This is a genomic window from Proteus vulgaris (assembly GCF_023100685.1).
In the GTDB taxonomy this organism is placed as follows: Bacteria; Pseudomonadota; Gammaproteobacteria; order Enterobacterales; family Enterobacteriaceae; genus Proteus.
This window is the reverse complement of sequence record NZ_CP090064.1, coordinates 303554-325630: the sequence shown is the minus strand read 5'-3', so window position 1 is coordinate 325630 and position 22077 is coordinate 303554. Positions and strand designations below refer to the sequence as shown.

25 protein-coding genes are annotated in these 22077 nt (G+C 37.6%); 16 read left to right on the top strand and 9 right to left on the bottom strand.

Annotated features, from left to right (window positions below; translation table 11 throughout):
* The first annotated feature begins 439 nt into the window (after positions 1–439).
* The 4 genes from LW139_RS01655 to LW139_RS01640 all read left to right on the top strand — a co-directional run bounded on the left by LW139_RS01655 (position 440) and on the right by LW139_RS01640 (position 3831).
* Entirely contained in the window at positions 440–949 is a 510-nt protein-coding gene (locus LW139_RS01655; RefSeq protein WP_109394761.1) for a GNAT family N-acetyltransferase, read from the top strand.
* 422 nt (positions 950–1371) lie between these two features.
* A complete protein-coding gene (locus tag LW139_RS01650; RefSeq protein ID WP_036914671.1) occupies positions 1372–1539 on the top strand; it encodes a YhfL family protein in 168 nt (55 codons plus the stop codon).
* 211 nt (positions 1540–1750) lie between these two features.
* A complete protein-coding gene (locus LW139_RS01645; RefSeq protein WP_166540315.1) occupies positions 1751–2674 on the top strand; it encodes an SEL1-like repeat protein in 924 nt (307 codons plus the stop codon).
* Positions 2675–2961: 287 nt separating this feature from the next.
* Positions 2962–3831, top strand: a complete 870-nt coding sequence (locus LW139_RS01640; RefSeq protein ID WP_166540314.1) for a pirin family protein — start codon at positions 2962–2964, stop codon at positions 3829–3831.
* 110 nt (positions 3832–3941) lie between these two features.
* Here LW139_RS01640 and rraB read toward each other — a convergent pair whose 3' ends face one another.
* Positions 3942–4376 (bottom strand): ribonuclease E inhibitor RraB, encoded by a 435-nt coding sequence (gene rraB, locus LW139_RS01635; protein WP_109408523.1) that lies wholly within the window; start codon positions 4374–4376, stop codon positions 3942–3944.
* A gap of 184 nt (positions 4377–4560) precedes the next feature.
* Between rraB and argF the strand changes: the two genes are divergently transcribed.
* The 5 genes from argF to LW139_RS01610 all read left to right on the top strand — a co-directional run bounded on the left by argF (position 4561) and on the right by LW139_RS01610 (position 8717).
* Positions 4561–5565: an ornithine carbamoyltransferase gene (argF, locus tag LW139_RS01630; protein WP_166540313.1), complete on the top strand. Its 1005-nt coding sequence runs from the start codon at positions 4561–4563 to the stop codon at positions 5563–5565.
* Between the two features lie 178 nt (positions 5566–5743).
* Entirely contained in the window at positions 5744–5914 is a 171-nt protein-coding gene (locus LW139_RS01625; protein WP_166540238.1) for a hypothetical protein, read from the top strand.
* Positions 5914–6849 (top strand): aspartate carbamoyltransferase, encoded by a 936-nt coding sequence (gene pyrB / locus LW139_RS01620; protein WP_109408521.1) that lies wholly within the window; start codon positions 5914–5916, stop codon positions 6847–6849. Before LW139_RS01625 ends, pyrB begins: the two co-directional genes overlap by 1 nt.
* Positions 6850–6862: 13 nt before the next feature.
* Complete coding sequence (pyrI, locus tag LW139_RS01615) at positions 6863–7321, top strand: aspartate carbamoyltransferase regulatory subunit (RefSeq protein ID WP_006535648.1); 459 nt, start codon at positions 6863–6865, stop codon at positions 7319–7321.
* A gap of 220 nt (positions 7322–7541) precedes the next feature.
* Entirely contained in the window at positions 7542–8717 is a 1176-nt protein-coding gene (locus LW139_RS01610) for an MFS transporter (RefSeq protein ID WP_247850526.1), read from the top strand.
* A 4-nt stretch (positions 8718–8721) separates the two neighbouring features.
* Here LW139_RS01610 and LW139_RS01605 read toward each other — a convergent pair whose 3' ends face one another.
* Positions 8722–9633: a LysR family transcriptional regulator gene (locus LW139_RS01605; protein WP_247850525.1), complete on the bottom strand. Its 912-nt coding sequence runs from the start codon at positions 9631–9633 to the stop codon at positions 8722–8724.
* A gap of 362 nt (positions 9634–9995) precedes the next feature.
* On the opposite strand from LW139_RS01605, the gene LW139_RS01600 reads away from it, so the two are divergent.
* The 4 genes from LW139_RS01600 to LW139_RS01585 all read left to right on the top strand — a co-directional run bounded on the left by LW139_RS01600 (position 9996) and on the right by LW139_RS01585 (position 13856).
* On the top strand, positions 9996–10382 hold the full coding sequence (locus tag LW139_RS01600; protein WP_006535650.1) for a RidA family protein: 387 nt from the start codon (positions 9996–9998) through the stop codon (positions 10380–10382).
* A 343-nt stretch (positions 10383–10725) separates the two neighbouring features.
* Complete coding sequence (gene nrdD, locus LW139_RS01595) at positions 10726–12864, top strand: anaerobic ribonucleoside-triphosphate reductase (RefSeq protein ID WP_247850524.1); 2139 nt, start codon at positions 10726–10728, stop codon at positions 12862–12864.
* Positions 12865–12868: 4 nt separating this feature from the next.
* Positions 12869–13333: an anaerobic ribonucleoside-triphosphate reductase-activating protein gene (nrdG, locus tag LW139_RS01590; protein ID WP_247850523.1), complete on the top strand. Its 465-nt coding sequence runs from the start codon at positions 12869–12871 to the stop codon at positions 13331–13333.
* 160 nt (positions 13334–13493) lie between these two features.
* Positions 13494–13856, top strand: a complete 363-nt coding sequence (locus tag LW139_RS01585; RefSeq protein ID WP_247850522.1) for a hypothetical protein — start codon at positions 13494–13496, stop codon at positions 13854–13856.
* Positions 13857–13880: 24 nt separating this feature from the next.
* Here LW139_RS01585 and LW139_RS01580 read toward each other — a convergent pair whose 3' ends face one another.
* Together LW139_RS01580 and LW139_RS01575 are read right to left on the bottom strand one after the other, a co-directional pair.
* Positions 13881–14321, bottom strand: coding sequence for a YhbP family protein (locus LW139_RS01580; RefSeq protein ID WP_166540309.1), 441 nt, complete (start codon positions 14319–14321; stop codon positions 13881–13883).
* Between the two features lie 114 nt (positions 14322–14435).
* Positions 14436–14687, bottom strand: a complete 252-nt coding sequence (locus LW139_RS01575; protein ID WP_109408514.1) for a YdgH/BhsA/McbA-like domain containing protein — start codon at positions 14685–14687, stop codon at positions 14436–14438.
* 286 nt (positions 14688–14973) lie between these two features.
* Here LW139_RS01575 and LW139_RS01570 point away from each other — a divergent pair, with 286 nt between their 5' ends.
* The gene (locus LW139_RS01570; RefSeq protein WP_109408513.1) at positions 14974–15264 is read left to right on the top strand and encodes a GIY-YIG nuclease family protein; all 291 of its coding nucleotides are present in this window, start codon (positions 14974–14976) and stop codon (positions 15262–15264) included.
* Between the two features lie 2 nt (positions 15265–15266).
* Here the strand turns inward: LW139_RS01570 and LW139_RS01565 are convergent, their stop codons facing one another.
* Both LW139_RS01565 and ubiT read right to left on the bottom strand, forming a co-directional pair.
* The gene (locus tag LW139_RS01565; protein WP_227336306.1) at positions 15267–15773 is read right to left on the bottom strand and encodes a GNAT family N-acetyltransferase; all 507 of its coding nucleotides are present in this window, start codon (positions 15771–15773) and stop codon (positions 15267–15269) included.
* Positions 15767–16300 (bottom strand): ubiquinone anaerobic biosynthesis accessory factor UbiT, encoded by a 534-nt coding sequence (gene ubiT, locus LW139_RS01560; protein ID WP_166540306.1) that lies wholly within the window; start codon positions 16298–16300, stop codon positions 15767–15769. The genes LW139_RS01565 and ubiT overlap by 7 nt, the downstream gene beginning before the upstream one ends.
* A 216-nt stretch (positions 16301–16516) precedes the next feature.
* On the opposite strand from ubiT, the gene ubiU reads away from it, so the two are divergent.
* Both ubiU and LW139_RS01550 read left to right on the top strand, forming a co-directional pair.
* Complete coding sequence (gene ubiU, locus LW139_RS01555) at positions 16517–17512, top strand: ubiquinone anaerobic biosynthesis protein UbiU (RefSeq protein WP_109408510.1); 996 nt, start codon at positions 16517–16519, stop codon at positions 17510–17512.
* A 13-nt stretch (positions 17513–17525) separates the two neighbouring features.
* Positions 17526–18404 carry a U32 family peptidase gene (locus LW139_RS01550; RefSeq protein WP_166540305.1) on the top strand — a complete coding sequence of 293 codons (879 nt, stop codon included), beginning with the start codon at positions 17526–17528 and terminating at the stop codon, positions 18402–18404.
* A gap of 182 nt (positions 18405–18586) precedes the next feature.
* Here LW139_RS01550 and LW139_RS01545 read toward each other — a convergent pair whose 3' ends face one another.
* Genes LW139_RS01545 through LW139_RS01535 form a run of 3 tightly spaced genes read right to left on the bottom strand, consistent with a single transcriptional unit; the run spans position 18587 to position 21876 of the window.
* Complete coding sequence (locus LW139_RS01545) at positions 18587–19750, bottom strand: ABC transporter permease (RefSeq protein WP_166540369.1); 1164 nt, start codon at positions 19748–19750, stop codon at positions 18587–18589.
* The gene (locus LW139_RS01540) at positions 19750–20895 is read right to left on the bottom strand and encodes an ABC transporter permease (RefSeq protein ID WP_247850521.1); all 1146 of its coding nucleotides are present in this window, start codon (positions 20893–20895) and stop codon (positions 19750–19752) included. The genes LW139_RS01545 and LW139_RS01540 overlap by 1 nt, the downstream gene beginning before the upstream one ends.
* 9 nt (positions 20896–20904) lie before the next feature.
* Positions 20905–21876, bottom strand: a complete 972-nt coding sequence (locus LW139_RS01535) for an HlyD family secretion protein (RefSeq protein WP_166540303.1) — start codon at positions 21874–21876, stop codon at positions 20905–20907.
* Positions 21877–22077: the final 201 nt, after the last annotated feature.

The following is a 22077-nucleotide window of genomic DNA, read 5'->3' as shown; positions in this document are numbered from 1 at the left end:
GTAAGGAAGATATTTCTACCTTTCTTATTGAACTTGTTAAAAACATTAACCGCTGTCATTAACTCCATATCACCCTCTACTAAATCCCCCCTCACAAGGGGTTGTTTTGTATATCGCGGGTTTTTACTTAGTCTCTTTCAGCCAAAAAATAAAACCATTTTTCACTTCATTTCTTATTATTCACGGTTCTATTCTCGTCAATACGTCGTTTCATCCTCTATTTTCACTTAGATTTAATCACTCACTAAAATATAACGCTAGAAATAAAGGGAGAAATTAAGCAAAGAGAAAGGGTTAACGGTTTACAAACACGCTTAATCAATTAAGATAGTTTTTGTAGCCATCAGTGCTACTTTCAATGAAGAAGTTCCTTTCCGGTGCTCTCTCAATAAATAATCAAAAAATATTCTACTAATAAGTGAAAACGATGAGTGCAACTATGACTGCAACCCAAGCTATAACCTCAAATATTGTTATTCGAGCCATTGAAGAAAAAGACAACGCAGGTATTGCTCGCGTTATTCGTGAAGTCTCAGCTGAGCACGGTTTAACTGCCGATAAAGGCTTTGCGGTTGCCGATCCAATTTTAGATACCCTCTATGAAGTTTATCATCAGCCACGCAGTGCTTACTGGGTTGTTGAAATGGATGGAGAAGTTGTTGGCGGTGGTGGTGTCGCACCACTTGCTGGTGGCGATGGCAATACATGTGAACTACAAAAAATGTACCTTTCATCCAAACTGCGTGGCAAAGGTATTGCGAAAAAAATCGTTCTGCAATCTCTTGAATTTGGTAAAGAGCAAGGCTTTAGCCGTTGCTATTTAGAAACCACAGATATCTTAAAAGCGGCTGTCGGTTTATACGAAAAACTAGGATTCGAATTTATTGATGAAGCATTAGGCAACACTGGGCATAGTGATTGTGAGATCCGTATGGTGAAGCCACTTTAAGCGTTCTTGCTGTTCCCTACGTAATACAATAAATAAAATAAGCTCTACTTGACCCGCATTTCTTATGCGGGTTTTTATTAGCAATAAATAGCATCTATTAACACAAATCCAGTTTATCAAAATGATATAAATACAGTATGTTTATATGCTTATTTTCTCAATTAATTTCTTAATTAATTATTATCAAAATATTATTAATGAAATTCTCATCTTAAATTTTATTAAAAACCACAAGTTTAAATTGTTTTTAATTCCACTCTAGATAATTATATTACCCCTCTTAAATAAAATATTATTTATCTTATTTTATATTTTAAAAAAGAGATTTTTTTATATTGCTATTTATAGCTAATTTAATATCTTTATGCAGATAAAGTCATGCATTGGCTTTTATAACTCTAAAATTTAAAAGGAATTTTTTCATGAAAAACTTTGTTAAAATTGCACTTATTGCTTCTGTAATTACCGTAATGACCGGTTGTACTGGTAGCGTATACAATAAAGAAAAAGACTGTAACTACGACTACTTACTGCACCCAGCAGTTTCTATTTCTAAAATCATTGGCGGTTGTGGCGACACAAGCAAATAAGATTTAAGAAATAAACACATTAATAAACTACATTCTGACTTATTGTTGCTAAGAAAGAATGTAGTTTTTTGTTTTATCATACCTTATATTTTTACTCGTTTTTTATGAGTTGCACTCCTCACCAACATAAGAAATCAGAGCTTAGTGTTTCCATTTTAATGGAAGATAGATTAAATTAACCATTAATAAAATCTATTTTAGGTAATTTTATATGACATTAAACTACAAGATTATTATCGTCACATTATTTTTATCTATTCCTATATTGGCTTATTCCTCCCCTCAAATTAAATGTATTGCCGAAGAAAAGAACTTCTCCGCATGTGAGATATTAGCAACGCAGGGAGATAATAAAGCATTATTAGTACTTGGACGTTTCTATGAAACGGGTACCGAAGTTGAAAAAAATGTAGAGAAAGCGGAACAAATCTATCAACTCTTAGCAGATAAAAATGATGCTGATGGATTTAATCAATTGGCAATGCTTAAGGAAGATCAGGGCAAAAAACAAGAGGCTATTTTACTTTATCAAAGAGCAATAGAACTAGGCTCATCATCTGCTAATTATAATTTAGGCATACTATACAAATATAATAATAATTATAAAAAAGCAAAAGAGATGTTTGAAAAAGCAATTACCGATAATAATTCAGGTAAGGCTATGATGAGTTTAGGCGATTTATATTTTGATGGATTTGGTGTTGAAAAAAATATGGAATTAGCGGAACACTGGTATAAAGCTGCTATTCAAGCTGATAATTATCTTGCCATTACACGATTGGGAATACTGTATGGCAATCTGGAAAAATATGATGAAGCGATAATATATTATCAAGAAGCGATCAAAAAAGGTGATCCCGCCGCAATGAATTCAATGGGATTACTATATCAACATGGTTTTGGTGTAAAACGTGATATCAATAAAGCAGTTAAATTTTATCAAGATGCCACTGAACAAGACGAAATCGGAGGGCTAATTAACCTTGGTCTAATGTATGAAGAAGGCCTTGGGGTACCTCAAAATTATGAAAAATCCATCGAATTATATACAAGAGCCTATCAATTAGGTTATACCGATATTCAGTTACGAATTAATTTCTTAAATAACCATTTAATAAAAAGAATGAATAATTAAATTCTATGTTGCCTGTTTTCGACATATCCAGTCTGGTCTCAAAACAAGAGTATGATAAATACGAAAAGAGCGAAAGTTCTCACCACCAATATATCTACTCAGTCAATATCTCTATTTACTTTTTATAAATTCATTCATTTTTTTTGAACACCATCAACAAATTCCCCCTATTTTGTTCATCACGCGAACACTTTATGATCAGCCTCATTAAGAAATCGCAATAATCTGTATTACCTCCTTCTGTGTCTTGGTTATTGCGGTTTCTTTCCTTAACTCGGAGAACAATCATGACTATCAGACAGATTAATCATATTTATTCGGCGCCAAATTCACACTGGGTAGGTAATGGCTTTCCAGTCAGCACCTTATTTTCCTATCAGGAAAATGGTGAGAAACATAGCCCGTTTCTGCTGATGGATTATGCCGAGCCAACACTGTTTAAACCTGTTACTAATGCCCGTGGTGTAGGAGTGCATCCTCATCGTGGATTTGAAACCGTAACAATTGCCTATCAAGGTGAAGTTTCTCATCATGACTCTAAAGGTCACGCAGGAACGATTACCGCAGGTGATGTGCAATGGATGACCGCTGCTTCTGGTATTTTGCATAAAGAGTATCACTCTGAAAAAATGACCAAAGAAGGCGGTGTATTGGAAATGGTGCAACTTTGGGTGAATCTGCCAACAGCGTACAAAATGACACAGCCTCGTTATCAGGCGCTGAAAGCAGAGGATATCCCTCATGTTGAATTACCGGATAACCAAGGTTATGTCAGAGTGATTGCCGGTAATTATGCCAACACACAAGGTGTGGCAATGACCTACTCGCCGCTGAATGTGTGGGATCTACGTTTAAATCGCGCAGGTGTTTCACATTACAGTATTCCTGAAGGTCATAATGCAATGCTGTTTGTGGTGAAAGGTGCTGTACATATCAATGACAGTGAAATTGCACGTCAGCACGATATGGTGATGTTAGATAATCATGGTGATACGCTCACATTAGAATCAATGGGTGACACCATTGTTTTAATTTTAACCGGTGAGCCAATTAATGAGCCGATTGTAGGACAAGGGCCTTTTGTGATGAACACGCAAGAAGAGTTACAACAAGCTTTTAATGATTATGACAATGGTAAATTTGGTGTGATGGATTAATCGCTCTCCCCTTAAAACCAATAACACCAGTCACAAAGCAATAATTTTGTGGCTGGTGCTATTATTTTGCACTGATAAATCAGGCACAAAGGGACAACATTTAGCAAAAATTAATGTAAGCGTGATGACTTATCAGACTCTTCATCTTCGTCGTCTTCGTCTTCACCGTCTTCATCATCATACTCAGCGTCAGGATCTTCAAAGTAAGTTCCCCAACCATCGTAATAAACACCCATTTTTTCAGCTAAATTCATTAACTGTTCAACTTGAGCATCAATAAGCTCAGCATTTAAACCACTTTCACTCACAGCATCAAAACAAACTAAAATTTCACCTGATTCGACTTCGATTTCTTCAGGTTCAGTCACTTCATAACCTAATTTAAATACTTCAACGGCTGCTTTTTCTAGTGTTTCGAAGTTTTCACAAGAAATATGGTGCTCAATGGCATACAGTGCATCAGGATCACTGCCATCTTCCAGTAATTCTTCAATAATAAGACGTGTTTCTTCACGTTGTTCTGCTAACTCTTTGCTGTCCGCCATAATCATGCTCCGCAATAGTCTGAAAAGGTATCTTGTTCATTCTCCCACAGGGCGAATCAACACTCCATACCTAATATGATGCGCTTATCGCAGACTGTCTAAATTAAAAGTTTTCCTTTAGGGGTTGATGATGAATATTTATTGATATAAATTGAATATAAATTCAATGACAGGATATCACTCTATGAACCCTTTTTATCAGAAATCATTCTTACGTTTACTGGATTTTTCACCTGCTGAAATTCAACAACTACTTACATTGTCAGCACAATTAAAAAAAGCCAAAAAATCAGGTCAAGAAACTCAGTATCTTACTGGAAAAAACATCGCACTGATTTTTGAAAAAGACTCAACACGTACTCGTTGTGCCTTTGAAGTTGCTGCATTTGATCAAGGTGCAAGAGTGACTTATCTAGGGGGCGGAAGCCAAATTGGACATAAAGAATCGATAAAAGATACCGCGAGAGTATTAGGCCGTATGTATGATGGAATTCAGTACCGGGGTTACGGGCAAAAGACGGTAGATGCACTTGCTCAATATTCAGGTGTACCTGTTTGGAATGGTTTAACCAATGAATTTCACCCAACTCAACTGTTAGCAGACTTACTGACCATCACAGAACATCAAACCAAGCCGTTATCGGAAACCGTATTTGCTTACCTTGGTGACGCTCGTAATAACATGGGAAATACTATGCTGGAAGCGGCTGCGTTAACAGGTATGGATTTACGTTTAGTTGCGCCTAAAGCATGTTGGCCTGAAGCAGGTTTAGTGGCTCAATGCCAAGATATTGCCAACAAAAATGGCGGAAAAATCACACTCACTGAAAATGTGGCTGAAGGTGTTAAAAATGCAGATTTTCTTTACACTGATGTATGGGTTTCTATGGGCGAACCAAAAGAAGTTTGGAAAGAGCGTATTGCGTTACTGAAGCCTTATCAGGTCAATATGAACGTTGTGAAATTAACAGGAAACCCAGACGTCAAATTCCTTCACTGTTTACCCGCTTTTCATGATGAAGAAACCACAATGGGTAAAGCATTAGCTAAAGAGTTTAATCTATATGGTGGTTTTGAAGTCACTGATGAGGTGTTCGAATCAAAACACAGTATTGTATTTGATGAAGCAGAGAACCGTCTTCACACCATAAAAGCCGTGATGGTCGCAACCCTTGCCAATCCGTTCTGAAATACATAATCATGCAAAACACCTATTTTTTAATCGAGAAAAAATAGGTGTTTTCTTCGTTTTATCTCAAGCTTATTGATTTTTAAATCAAAAAAAAATTTTTAGAAAAAAACAAAAGCAAACGCTTGCGTGTAAATCTAAGATGCGTATAATGCGCCACAATTTGTCAGGAGGAAAGATGAAACAGCGCCTATTCCAATGTGTTAAAAAAAATCGCACCTTAACCGGTCGCAAGCGCATTCACTTTTTTCCAATAGCCCAATTTTTTAAAACCCCTCTTATGGAGGGGTTTTTTTTGGCCTATAAAAAACCATTCATCGCACAATTCATCGCTAAAGGAGAACTCTAATGACTAATCCGCTCTACCAAAAGCATATTATCTCCATCAATGATCTGGACAGGGAAGATTTGGAAGCTGTTCTTCGCGTTGCTGATAAATTAAAACAGCAACCTAATAACGAATTGTTGAAAGACAAAGTGATTGCGAGCTGCTTTTTTGAAGCATCAACACGTACTCGCTTATCATTTGAGACAGCTATCCACCGCCTAGGTGCATCAGTTGTCGGTTTTTCTGATGGAAGCAACACTTCACTGGGTAAAAAAGGTGAAACATTAGCGGATACCATTTCGGTTCTTCGCACTTATGCTGACGCCATTGTTATTCGCCATCCTCAAGAAGGTGCAGCACGTTTAGCCTCTGAGTTTGCTGGTGATATTCCTGTTCTAAATGCAGGTGATGGTGCAAATCAACATCCAACACAGACTTTACTGGATTTATTTACCATTCAAGAAACACAAGGCCGCTTAGATAATCTCAATATCGCAATGGTCGGTGACTTAAAATATGGCAGAACAGTACATTCTCTGGCACAAGCATTAGCGAAATTTAAAGGTAATCATCTCTATTTTATCGCCCCTAAAGTGCTCGCGATGCCAGAGCATATTCTTCACTTGCTGGAAGAAAATGGGGTTGAATATAGCCAACATGAAACAGTCGATGAAGTGATGCCAGAGCTAGATATTCTCTACATGACACGCGTACAAAAAGAACGTTTAGATCCTTCTGAATATGCAAATGTGAAAGCACAGTTTGTTTTAACTAGCGCTGATTTAGTGAATGTGAAAGATAACCTTAAGATCTTACACCCACTGCCACGTATCGATGAAATCACGACAGATGTAGATAAAACACCTTACGCTTATTATTTCCAACAAGCTGGAAATGGTATCTACGCACGTCAGGCATTACTTGCCTTAGTTCTGAATAAAAACTTAGTTCTTTAATAAGGAGCACACCATGACACATGATCACAAACTAAAAGTTGAAGCTATCAAACGTGGGACTGTTATTGATCATATTCCAGCGCAGGTGGGCTTTAAAATTCTTTCACTGTTCCGTTTAACTGAAACGGATGAAAGAATAACCGTAGGTTTTAATTTACCTTCAGAAAATTTAGGTAAAAAAGACTTAATAAAAATCGAAAATGTCTTTTTAACCTCAGAGCAAGCAAACCGATTAGCGATGTATGCACCACAAGCAACCGTCAACATTATTGATGATTATCAAGTCGTTAATAAGATGGCATTAAGCTTGCCAGAATTGCTTGAAGATGTGGTGCCTTGTCCTAATAGCAACTGTATTAGCCATAACGAGCCAGTGCAAAGTAGTTTCCGTGTCAAAAAACTGGCCTCAGATGTTGTATTAACCTGCAAGTACTGTGAAAAAGAGTTCGAACGCCACGCGGTTATTCGTTAATTCTTTTAACTATCTGCTCGCAAGGGCAGATAGTTTTTTATTATTAATACAATAAAATACCAATTTGTACTTATTGTAGATATTTTCTCTACTTAGAATCACCAAAGTAGACCTTCTGTTTTCCCTCATTTTTTGTCACCATAAAGTCAGGATATATCCGCTAAATCATTTACTTAATTACTTTGACAGAGACGAATTTTCGCCTTCTGCGGATAGACTTATGCAAACAAAAACTCGCTTATTACTCTTAACATTATCACTTGCTGTTTTTGGTGTGATCACAACCGAAGTTGCGGTGATTGGATTGCTACCACAACTTGTCGAACAGATGAATATCACTGCACCACAAGTGGGCTTTTTAGTCAGTATCTACGCTATTGTTGTCGCAATAACAGGTCCTACTATTACACTTTTATTTGGGCGATTTAATCGTAAAACGGTACTGTTAGTCATAATGGCTTTATTTATTATTTCCAATACTGTTTATGCATTAACACATCAATATCACGTTATTTTGCTATTTCGTATTTTGCCTGCATTTACCCATGCGCTATTTTTCGCAATAGCACTGATGATAGCCGCAAATTCAGTACCAGTAGAAAAATCCACTCATGGCGTTGCTATTGTTTTTTCTGGTGTTGCGGTGGGAATGGTTTTAGGTATGCCACTTAGTGCTTTTATTGCTGAAACTTGGTCATTAAATATGGCATTTTGGTTTGGCGCTATCACCAGTGTTATCGCTTTTATTGGTATTGTGTTTTTTGTGCCTTCAATTAAAGTCACGGCACCTCTTAAGATTAGTGATCAACTAAAAGTATTAACAAAACCAACGGTTTGGTTAAGTATTGCTACTGTGACACTTATCTTTTCAGCCATGTTTGCTGGATTTAGCTATATTGCTGATTTTTTAGTGAATATCACTGGGTTTTCAAACAATATAACCAGTACATTACTGATTGTATTTGGTGTGAGTGGTTATTTTGGTAATTTTATTTTTAGTCACTATTTACAGCGAAATGTCGTTAAAACAACAATAACTTACCCAATCTTGTTCTGTTTTATCTACTTATTTATCTGGTTAAGCGGTTCTCAGGCGCTTGCTATGATCCCATTGATTATTCTTTGGGGCATGTTACACACATCAGGATTAATTATTTCTCAAACATGGTTAATGAGAGATGCAAAAGCAGCACCTGAATTTGCAAATAGCCTTTATATCGCCTTTTCTAATTTAGGGATAACCGTAGGTTCGATGGTAGGGGCTTGGGTAATTCAACATTTTGAATTACAAATGATAATTTGGGTAGGTATACTTTTTTCACTGCTTGCATTGAGTACTATTTGGTTACGAGTACGATTGCAATCACCAAATGGTAAAATAGTTTATCAGCAATAACTCTCTACTCATCAAACCCACCTTCTTTTGCCACCTGAAGCAATGCATCTGCTATATAACGTGTTTTAGGTGGCACTTTTTGCCCTTTATGCCACATCATATTGATAGGAGATTGATACCCTTCTGTTTTTATCAATATACGCTGTAATTGCCCTCCTTTAAGCAGATCCCCAATCATCCATAACGGAAGTTGAGCAATACCATAGCCATGGCTCACCGCGTCAAGCATTGCATCACCATCAGCAAGTTCATAAAAAGGAGTTGGAATATACTGGCGGAAGGTATCAGCTTCTTTTAGCATCCAATAAAAAGGGGCTTCTTGGCGAAATCCAACAATACAACGATGGTCTGATAACGCTTCAATTTCTTTAGGAATACCATATTTTTGCAGATAAATCGGAGAAGCACAGAGAACCAGTTTTTGTGTTGTCAGTTGTCGAGCAACAACATTGCTACTATCAGGTAAATGCCCGATACGAACGACTAAATCCACGCTCTCCTCATGCATATCAATATAGCGCTCACTAAATGAAATGCTCATCTTAAGCTGGGGCAGCTTATCCATTAATGTCATTAAAACAGGCATAATACATTTACGACCAAAAGCAGACGGTAAATCCAGACGAATTTTTCCTGTTAATACCGACTGATTTTCTTGAACTTGATTATTAGCTTGTTCAAGAATAGAAAGTGCTATTTGGCACTGCTGTAAATAATACTCACCTTCAGAGGTCAACGTTAAACGTCGTGTTGTTCTTAATAGTAGATTAATACCTAAATGCTCTTCTAACCGAGTCACACTTTTCCCAACGGCTGATTTGGTTACTCCTAAACGAGATGCAGCTTCAGTAAAGCTACCTGTTTGAGCCGTTGCAACAAAAGCGGTGATGCTTGAAAGTGAATTGAATTGTGTCATAAGTGCCCGCTGTGATTATTTTTAATCGTACATCAGTAATTCACAGATAAAAAGATCATAAAAAAGCACGATATCTTTCTATTATAGAATAATTACCCCTTAAAATCATAAAGAGGAGATTTGTAAAAAATAGAATTTATACATAAACCTCTTTTTGTGAAAAAAAATTCTCTAATAATCGGATATATACTGATAAAAGCAGGTGTTAATAAAGGGTAATTGCATGAGTTTATTTTCTTTTTATACTCACAGACTTTATGATAAAGCCTGATATCTGTCATATTGCTAACTTACAGCGCTGGCTATAATAGCGCCGTGCTAATCAAGCGTTAGCCTTAATCTTATAAAAACAGGAGTTCTACATGTCTTACGAAATTAATACCGATAAAGCCCCTGCAGCAATTGGCCCTTATGTACAAGGCGTTGATTTAGGTAATTTAGTGATCACTTCAGGCCAATTACCTGTTGATCCAGCTACAGGTGAATTTGTTTCTGATAATGCCGCAGAACAAGCTCGTCAATCTTTAGAAAACGTAAAAGCAATTATTGAAAAAGCGGGTTTAACTGTTGCTAATATCATCAAAACCACTGTTTTCGTAAAAGATTTAAATGATTTTGGTACCATTAATGCCGCTTATGAAGCTTTCTTTAAAGAGCATAATGCAGCATTCCCAGCTCGTTCTTGTGTTGAAGTTGCTCGTTTACCAAAAGATGCAAAAGTAGAAATCGAAGTTATTGCTATCCGTTAATTTCATTTCAAAAATAGGTCATAAAAAAGCAAAGGTCTCTTTATGAGCACTTTGCTTTTTTTATGCTCTCATTTTTTGATAATAATTTATCACTTCTGTTTTTGGCACATATTTACAATTCAGCTAACCCCTCTTGATGCCTGATGTAGCAAAAATACCTTGATTTAGATCAGTTTTAATGAAGATTATTTCCCTTTCAATTACTATATATTGTGCTTTAATACATACCGACATACAACATATAGTAATTATACACATCTTATCCACAATAAGCCTGAATGCTGTGCCATCACCTGTTTTTATGGGATTTGAGCCTGTGGATAAATAGTTAAGGAGCAAGATTGTGAAAACCATAGTGATAAAACGAGACGGATGTAAAGTCTCTTTTGACCAAACCCGCATCAGCGATGCTATCAAAAGAGCCGCCGTAGCTTGTGAGATCACTGATGATGATTATTGCGATTCTATCGCGCAATCCGTTTCACAATCTCTCGCAGGACGTTCGAATGTCGATATCCGTGAGATCCAAGACGCCGTAGAAAATCAGCTGATGGCTGGTGAGCATAAAGATGTCGCCAGAGCCTACATTGAATACCGTCATGACCGAGATGTTGCCCGTGAGCAACGTGGAAGATTAACTCAGGAAATCCGAGGTCTTATCGAACAAAGTGATGTCTCTATTCTTCATGAAAATGCGAATAAAGACAGTAAAGTTATCCCTACCCAACGTGATTTACTTGCGGGTATTGTGGCTAAACATTACGCAAAATTGCATATCCTGCCAAGAGATGTGGTACTCGCTCATGAGCGTGGTGAAATTCATTATCATGATCTCGATTACTCACCGTTTTTCCCTATGTTTAACTGTATGCTAATTGACCTTAAAGGCATGTTAAACAACGGTTTTAAAATGGGAAATGCGGAAATAGAACCCCCTAAATCTATTTCAACAGCAACAGCAGTAACTGCACAAATTATCGCACAAGTAGCAAGCCATATTTATGGTGGTACAACGATAAATCGTATCGATGAAGTATTAGCGCCGTTTGTAAAATCAAGTTATGACAAACACTATAAAGTAGCGCAAGAGTGGCAGATTGCTGATAAAGAAGCCTATGCCAATGCGCGCACTGAAAAAGAGTGTTACGACGCATTCCAATCTTTAGAGTATGAAGTTAATACACTGCATACCGCTAATGGACAAACGCCATTTGTCACTTTCGGCTTTGGCCTTGGTACGTCAAAAGAAGCGCGTCTAATTCAACGTTCTATCCTTGAAAATCGTATGGCGGGTTTAGGCAAAAACCGCAAAACAGCTGTTTTCCCTAAACTTGTTTTTGCCATTAAAGATGGCTTAAACCATAAGTTCGGTGATCCTAATTACGATATCAAACAACTTGCGCTTGAATGTGCAAGTAAACGCATGTATCCCGATATTTTAAATTACGATCAAGTGGTTAAAGTAACAGGTTCATTTAAAACCCCAATGGGTTGTCGTAGCTTCTTAGGTGTTTACGAAGAAAATGGTGAGATGATCCATGAAGGTCGTAATAACCTCGGTGTTATCAGCCTAAACTTACCGCGTATTGCAATTGAAGCTCAAGGTGATGAAGCGACATTCTGGTCACTGCTCGATGATCGCCTCGAATTAGCGAAAAAAGCACTGATGACTCGTATTGCTCGTTTAGAAAACGTCAAAGCGCGTGTTGCCCCAATCCTTTATATGGAAGGTGCTTGTGGTGTGCGCTTAAAAGCAGATGATAATGTAGCCGAAATCTTTAAAAATGGCAGAGCATCAATTTCATTAGGTTATATCGGTGTTCATGAAACCATTAATGCGTTGTTTGGTACTCAAAAACACGTTTTTGATGATGAAACCTTAAGAGAAAAAGCCGTCGCAATTATCAATCGTCTGCGTGAAGCAACAGACCAGTGGAAAGCAGAAACAGGTTATGGCTTTAGCCTTTACAGCACACCAAGTGAAAACTTATGTGATCGCTTCTGTCGCTTAGATGCAGCTGAGTTCGGTATTTTGCCGGGTGTAACGGATAAAGGTTATTACACCAATAGCTTCCACTTAGATGTTGAGAAAAAAGTAAATCCATACGACAAACTAGATTTTGAAGCACCTTATCCTCCATTAGCCAATGGTGGTTTCATTTGCTATGGCGAATATCCAAACTTACAACATAACCTTAAAGCATTAGAAGATGTGTGGGATTACAGCTATACCCGCGTTCCTTATTACGGAACAAACACTCCGATTGATGAATGTTATGACTGTGGTTATACCGGTGAATTCTCTTGCACTAGCAAAGGTTTTACTTGCCCACGTTGTGGTAATCACAACCCAGCGAGAGTTTCTGTTATTCGCCGTGTATGTGGATATTTAGGTAGCCCAGATTCACGTCCATTTAATGCGGGTAAACAAGAAGAAGTTAAACGTCGTGTGAAACATCTGGCAAATGGTCAGTTAGGTTAAGAAAGTGAATTACCATCAATATTACCCTGTTGATGTTGTCAATGGTCCTGGTACTCGTTGCACCCTGTTTGTTGCAGGGTGCATACACCAATGCAGAGGCTGTTATAACAAATCAACGTGGTCATTAACGTCAGGCAAGCCATTTACACAAGAGATGGAAGATCAGATTATTGCGGATCTTCAAGATAGCCGAATCAACCGACAAGGATTATCGCTTTCGGGGGGTGATCCTTTACATCCACAAAATTTATCTACAATTTTGCATTTGGTAAAACGAGTCAAAGCCGAATGCCCTGAAAAAGATATTTGGGTTTGGACAGGCTATTTGCTAGCAGATTTGACACCAGAGCAACAAGAAGTTGTTAGCTATATAAACGTGCTAATTGATGGAAAGTTTGTACAAGAACTTTATGATCCCGCATTACTGTGGCGTGGTAGTAGTAATCAGGTTATTCATAAGTTGAAGTAATATCTAGAAGCTCATTTATAATGAGCTTTTTTTCTTTCACCATTCTCATTTAATCACCTCCGTTATCAAATGCGAATCATTTTCAAAAATGATAGTCAAAGTGATTAGTTTTGTTTTATTATTAACGCTCTTCACTATTCTTTTTATGATGATATTTGATATGAAAATAGTACTTTTCCCTTTTTTTTCAATAGTTTTACTTTCTGGTTGTAGCAGCACTTGGGAACCTAAAGGTGCATCAGATTACACATTACAAGAAGCTAAAATGCTTTGTGAACTTGATGCGAATACTCGCTACCCTATTCGCAAAGAAGTGCTACAACGTACTGTTTATCGTGATGTACAAAAAACATGTCGTAAAGATGATAAAGATCACTGTGGGGATAAAAAAACCTACACAGAACGTGTACCAATGACAGAAAGTTATGTTGAAGACATTAATCAAGAAGACAGAAAAACCTTCTACACCTCTTGTATGTCTTTAAAAGGATGGGAACAAAAAAGTCATTATTTTTGGGAATAATAAGAAGTTAAGAAAATAAGAAGCTTAATTACGTAGCCAATAAAGCTTAGTCCCGAACCCCAATTGATTATTCACCATCTTAATTTCTTGCAATTGTAATTCCCATAAAGGTACATGGATGGCGGCTAATGCGACAGGAAAACGTAAGCAATAATGTTTTCTTGCATTGAAGTCATCCTTACCTGCTAGCAAAGAAACAGCCCCAGTAAATTGGATGCCTTGTAAATTGGATACTACAATTTCTTGTGTGCTAATACTCCCTGCAACTAATAAATTTTCCTGCATCATCTGAGCATGACGAGTCTTCTTTTCTGAAAGAAAAACAAGCCTCATCTGACTTTCATCGAACCAATAAAAACAATTAGCACACCAAACATCACCCAACGAACATGTTGTACATAAGGTAAACACATGGTTATCACGTATATATTGTTTAATTATTTTGATCGAGTCTAATGAAGACATAATATACCTGCATAGAAACAAAAAGAGACGCTGTTTAGATGATAATTATATCATCAAAACGAGCGTCTTACCGCGTGTCTCTTATTACAGATTATTTATCAAAAATAGTCAAAATTAACGATAAATTTCAGCATTTACAGTGAGGTAATCTTCACCAGTTGCGCCAACAACTTTAAAGCCTTTTGCCCCTTCATCTTTTGCGATTTGAGCAATTTTAGCGGTTAAGCCATCTAAAGTATCACTGCCTGTGATTGTGATATACTCACCATTAACAGAAGGGCTTTTTGATACGCTATCAGATGCGATTGAACCGAATGAAATAGCACTTAAAGCTAATGTTGCAGCGATTAATGTAGATTTTTTCATAATAAACTCCAATTTAATTCTAATTTTGTTAGGTATCGCGGAGTGTGTCTCTGTGATGTGGATCATATTATGCGCTTTAGTTTAACTTTAAAATTAGCAATAATTGCTGTTCACTTTCAAAAAAATTGAATGTCATTTTTTAAATAATAAATTTTATTGTCACAAATATTTCACAACATATTGATATACTTAATAGATTTATTTTTGACATACCTTAAATTACTCACTTAAAAAACTAAGAAATATTATTTATCAAAAGAAAAAGTAGCACGAAAAGGAAAAAATGATGGCTGACACAATGTGGTCACTCTATATTGTTAGAAATCGTCTTGGTTCTCTTTATACAGGGATCACGACAAATGTTGAGAGGCGTTTTCAACAACATCAGAATGGAACTGGTGCTAAGGCACTGAAAGGTAAAGGCCCTCTATTATTAGAGTTTCATTGTCAGGTTGGCGATAGACAGCGTGCTTCTCAACTTGAATACCAATTAAAACAATTGAAAAAGACGCAAAAAGAAAAGCTGATCACAGACCAGCCTTCAGACATTGCACTGTATTTAATACAGGACAAATAAATTTAGCTAAATTGATCAAACAATGGCGAATAGTTGACTAAACCATGGATATCATCAACATTGCCATTTTCTAACGCATAAAGCTGAAAAGCCTCTTCTGTATCAGGCCATTTGCAATGCAAACCTTGAGATTTAGCAGGAATAAAACCCGATACTAGATAGTATTTGGGATCTCCCAATACTACGACTGCACCATACCCAAATTCATTTAGGCTATCCAGCCCTTCATTAATCAGTTGGCGTCCAATACCTTGGTTTTGGAACTCTGGTGCAACAGCAAGTGGCGCAAGACCAACCCACTGACAATCTATTCCATCAACATCAACTGGTGTAAAACCGATATAGCCAACTAATTGGCCTTCATCGCTAATAGCCACCATACCTAATGTTAATAGACCTTCTTCACGTAAATGTCCGACTAAATCAGCTTCAGAGCTTGTCGGAAACACTTGGCGTAAAAGGCTATCAATAGCAGGAATATCAACAGGAATTTCAACACGTATTAGCATGAAGTTGAGCTCAGTTCATGGCTGTGCATTTTGTCTTCAGTTTCTTCTTGAAGTCCACTTTTTACAAACTCAGCCAGTTGTAATAAACCAAAACGCAACACAGATGGCATTGAGTCTAATTCAATTGCATCCATCAGGTTCTTAACATATAACCCGAGTTCTGTATCACCCTCAATTTGTAGACGGCGTTGGAAAAATAAGGTGTCAGGATCTTCTTTGCGAGCTGCAATTAAAATAAGATCATTAGCATTACCACTAAAGCTGACATCTTCTTTTTCTAAGCGACTAACCACTAATTTATCATCACAAACACTGATAAACCACTGTAAATGTAAGTCTCTTATCTCAACTTTTAGCCATTTATCTTCTAAAAAGTGTAGATCACCTTCCGCAAGGGATTCACGAAACTGCCAACTTAAAAACTGTTCTAAAATATCGCGTTGCAAAGCAAATGGGGTAACTTGTAAAGGGTAGCGTAAAAAACGAGGCCCTTCTTTTACCAAATGGGCACGAATTTTGTTAAACACGTTCGGACTCCTATAAATAAATTTAGGGGCTATTGTGCCAGAAATGAACAGATATTCTGCGATCCTATATCAATATTCTGTTAATCCATTGTTCGCTTTTTGAGTTCTTTGATTTTACTTAAGTAAAAAACAAACTTCTCTGCCTTAAATCAAAACCTTTTTTTATCTTACTCATTACAATTTCTGATCATTCTTAATTTCTAAAGGGAAGTGAAGATGGAATTGCTGTGCCCTGCGGGTAATTTACCTGCCTTAAAAGCAGCCATAGATAATGGTGCGGACGCCGTTTATATCGGCTTAAAAGATGATACGAATGCAAGACATTTTGCAGGTTTGAATTTCACAGAAAAGAAGTTACAAGAAGCGGTTAATTATGTTCACCGCCACCAGCGAAAATTGCATATTGCAATAAACACCTTTGCTCACCCTGATGGGTTTGAACGCTGGCAAAAAGCGGTTGATATGGCAGCATCTTTAGGTGCTGATGCGCTGATTTTGGCAGATATCGCCATGTTAGAGTACGCCGCAGAGCGTTATCCTAATATTGAGCGCCATGTTTCAGTGCAAGCCTCTGCAACCAATACACAAGCGATTGAATTTTATCAGCGTAACTTCGATGTGGCTCGTATCGTTCTTCCTCGAGTTCTATCTATTCATCAAGTAAAACAGTTAGCACAAACTAGCCCAGTACCTTTAGAAGTTTTTGCCTTTGGTAGCTTATGCATTATGGCTGAAGGTCGATGCTATCTTTCTTCCTACTTAACCGGTGAATCACCCAATACCGTAGGTGCTTGCTCTCCTGCACGTTTTGTACGTTGGCAACAAACACCACAAGGAATGGAATCTCGCCTTAATGATGTCCTGATAGATCGCTATGCGCCTGATGAAAATGCGGGCTACCCAACACTGTGTAAGGGGCGCTATTTTGTTGATGACCATTGTTATCATGCATTAGAAGAGCCAACTAGCTTAAATACCCTTTCCCTATTACCTGAATTAATGGCAATGAATATTGCCTCTGTCAAAATTGAAGGTCGCCAGCGTAGCCCTGCTTATGTCACTGAAGTTGCAAGAGTTTGGAGAACGGCAATTGATCAATGTAAAAAAGATCCCCAAGGCTTTAGCACTGATCCTCGCTGGATGAATGCATTAGGTAAAATTTCAGAAGGAACACAAACAACATTGGGTGCTTATCACCGTAAATGGCAATAATAAGGATAATAAAATGAAATATGCATTAGGCTCTGTACTTTATTATTGGCAAAAAGGAGCACTTGAAGCGTTCTATGAAAAAACAAAACAATGTGATGCTGATATTATCTATTTAGGCGAAACAGTTTGCAGTAAACGTCGAGAAACTAAACCTCAAGATTGGATTAATCTTGCCAAAGAAGTTGCTAAAAGTGGTAAACAAGTGGTTCTTTCTACCTTAGCATTATTACAAGCACCTTCTGAATTGAAAGAAATTACTAAGCTGGTTGATAACGGTGAATTTTTAGTTGAAGCGCATGATTTTGGCGTCATCAATATGCTTTATGAGCGTAATCTTCCTTTTATTGCGGGTCACGGACTAAATTGCTACAACGCTTATGCGCTACGTTTATTGCATAAACAAGGAATGATACGTTGGTGTATGCCTGTAGAACTTTCTCGCGAATGGCTAAGTAACCTTCTAAACCAATGTGAAACATTGGGTATTCGGAATAAATTTGAAGTCGAAGTTTTGGCTTACGGGCATCTTCCTTTAGCTTATTCAGCGCGTTGTTTTACTGCCCGTTCTGAAAATCGCTCTAAAGATGATTGTGAAACTTGTTGCCAAAAATACCCTCAAGGCCGTGAAGTATTATCTCAAGAAAATCAGCAAGTATTTGTGCTCAATGGTATTCAAACACAAAGTGGCTATTGTTATAACTTGGGTAACGATCAAGCATCAATGGCAGGTTTAGTGGATATTATCCGTTTATCTCCTGAATCTGACGCTATTTTTGATACCTTGCAACAATTTCGCCAAAATGAACAAGGCCAACAACCACTGACGACAGTTCATCATCATGACTGTAATGGCTATTGGCGTAAGTTAGCTGGATTGGCGTTGGTAGAGTAAGAATTCAATGATAAATCCACTTCATATCTATTTTGTGAAATGGATAAAAGGAATTTATTACCCGTTACACTATTGAAGTTAGTAGAGAGTTCACCTCTTCTAAAATGAAGATATTTAATTGCTTATAACAACTTCTCTTTTGTTGATAATTTAGCAATAAATAAAAAGCCCTTAAGGGCTTTTTATTTTGACTCACCACGATGATGTAACCAATGTTTAAATTGGTGCGTAATATGTCTTAACTCACCATTACGTAACATACCCACCAGTACACCTAATACAGTATAAATCACACCTAAAACCAACATCATCACGATATCACCCAATATACTTTGGAATGACAATCCCATTTGATTTATGCCTGCCATAGCGTTTACAGCCCATGTAGAAGGTAATGCTGATGAAATGGCAAATACCCAATCAGGCATTGCTTGTAGTGGCCAGATCGTGCCAGAAATATAGAACACAGGTGTTGTTACAAATGCTAGTGTCAGATAAATCATCTCAACACTACGCAAGCATTCTGTAATTAATTTACCTAACCCTAAAACTGCTAATAAGAATGGAAATGTCAGCATCCAGACTTGATAAAGTGGAGCCTCTTGGCGATAGCCTAATACCCAAGGCCATAATGCAAAGAATACAGCCGACAAAAATAACCAAATCGGAATAAGTGCAGATAATGCCCCTAAATAAACAGCTAGCGGTGGTTTTCCTTTCGGTGTACTTCTTACTGCAATACTGACACGGACACAAGCAATTAAGAGCGAGTGCTGTAACAACATCACTAATAACCCAGGAAAAATAATCGCTGCGAAACTTACACCAGGGTTATACATCGCAATGGTTTCACCTTGAATGGGCTTTAACAGGATTTTCGATTGCTCACCACTAAAGCCGGCATTTTGTAAAATACGATCATTGTAAGAATCTAATAACTGTTGATAAGCCAACATCAATTCCTGCTGGATTTGTCCACTGGCAAGACGGTTTGTGGCATCACCAAAGACCGGAACAGTGACATCTTTACCATTGAGTAATTTCTTCTCAAAATCAGTTGGCACAATAATGATGGCAAAAAGCTCTCGCATAATCATATCGTGGCGCGCTTCATCTAAATTATCGTAGTTCTTAATGCTTAATTTGGGTGTCGAGTTTAATGCACGAATAAGTGAATAACTTGCAGGACTGTGATCTTGATTGATAACAGCGACAGGTAGATCCCATAAAACAGGTTTGGCATAAACCAAACTCATCACACACAGAGAAACAATTAACAACATCCACATAGGTTTTTCTAACATGCCCAGTAGAACACGTTTAAAAGTTTGGAAATACATCTGCATCATGCAACACCTACCTGTAATTCCAATCGTTTAAAAATACGTTTACGAACTAAGAAGGCGATAGCAAAAGGATAAATCAGTAAGAGTGAACAAACATACAAAATACCTTGTAGTGATACTTCTCTTAAGAAGATATCAAACATCGCATTTAAAGCGTGTGTTAACGGTTCTAGATTCGAGATAATTTGTGCAGGTAATATCATTGAAAGTTCAGGTACAGCCATTCCTGAAAATGCCAATGCAATACTCACCAACATCCCTATCATACTGTACGCAGTGATCGCACTATTGGTAAACGCAAAAAGCAGTAATCCCACACTTTGAGCCGCAATAATATAAAAGAATCCGACCAACACCATATATAGCGGATTACCATTTACCTTTGCCCCAGAAAAATGCACTAATGCTGCTAATTCAACAATTAATAAGGTCAAGAAAAACAGTGTGTAAGGTGTGAGCTTACCAATAAGTGCAAATGTGAAGGGCTTAATATTCAATAGCATATTACCGCGTGACAACGAATAAATCGTACAGGTCACAACAAATAATTGAAGCATATGGATGGTAGCTGCAAATTGCTGATAATAAATATAACTACCACTGGCATTAAACAAACTGTCATAAGAGAGCGTTACTTTTGCTAATGGTGGAACAGGTTTATTCATTTCTTGTGCCAATACCGTACGATATTGCGCATTAAGCTCTGCAATTAATCCACTAAAGTCCTGTATTGCGTAGCTCCCAGCAGCATAATATAACCCGTTGTAATACATACGTGTGGTGGGTTGCTTTCCAGCTAATACGTTGCTTTCAAAATGGCGGGGTATTGTGAGTATTGCGTAATCTTTTGCGCTACCGAGTCGTTCCATTGCTGTACGAGGGTTGCCATCTAATGTATTTAATTGTGCATGGGAACCTGCATTTAAGTCTCTGATCAGTGTTCTCGATAATGGGCTATTATCATTATTGATCACTGAGACGGGTAAATTCAGCAATGTACCTTCAGAAAAGTTAGCACTAATTAACGTGAATAACATCAATGGAAACAGCCAGCTTAGCCAGTGAAAAACGGGGCTACGAACTGCCATATGAGTTTCTCGTGAAAATGCGCTACTAAAGCCACGCCAAGCTGCGTTTACTCTCATTATTCGCCCTTATTTATCCCAGCGCCATAACGCACTCATACCAGGACGTAGTCCCTCAATCGGTGTCACAGGATACAGTCGAATTTCAAACGTTTTTAAATCGAAATCACCCGTTGCTCTTGTCGCTCTTTTTGTTGCGTAGTCACCCATAGGAGCGATATAACGAATTTCCGCTTCGACTTCTTTGTTGCCCAGTGCAGGAACCATGATAGTAATGCGATCACCTTTGCGAATATCCGCTAATATATCTTCACGCAGGTTATAAACAAAATAAGCATCAGGAATACGAATCAGTGTCGCGAGTGGGCTATTAGCATTAAAAAGCTCACCTATTTCTGCCGGAATTGGCCCAACTTCACCATCAACAGGTGCTTTCACTTGTAAATCGTCTTGTTGGATCTTCAGCTCGATAAGTTGTTGTTCTGCTTGTTGTACCGCAGCCATGTATTTATGACGTAATTCAATGCGATCGCCATTTTTAGCTTCATCTAATTCTGCTTGGGCAGCTCTTACTCGTTGTGATGCAACATCACGACTACGGCGTGCATTATCCAGTTCAGTTGCTGAGACATAACCTTGATTAGCCACAGCGCTAATACGCTGATAATCTCGTGTCGCATTACTGGCTTCTACTTTGGCTTGAGATAACACCGCTTCTAAATTACGAATGCTCTCTTCTCTTGTGCCATGTAGTGACAAATCTAATTGAGCTTGTGCTTGTGCTTTGGCAGCTTCGAGTGCCGCAACTTGTGCGTTAAGTTCGGGGCTTTCTAATGTGATCATTAATTGCCCGGCTTTGACATCATCACCTCGCTCTATATGGCGCTCAATTACACGACCTTTAGCTTTTGAGGCAACAATCACTTCTGGTGCATCGACTTCCCCTTGCAGTAATAAATATTGATTATGCGCGCGGAAAAGTACGGCTAATGCAATTAGTATTAGCATTAATAAAATAAGATAAATGGCTCTTTTTTTCATATAACGATTAGACCTTAATAGTGAAGTAGAACACTCACTGACAGAGTTATATTACACAATAACTCAGAATTTCTTTAAGAATTTTGTGCGCCAGATCACTGACGCAAAGGAATATTTTCTTTGAAAGCGCGATTAAGTTACTCTTATATCAAACTTTATCGCCTAATTAATAGCCCCGTTTTATCTGAACTTTTTATATTA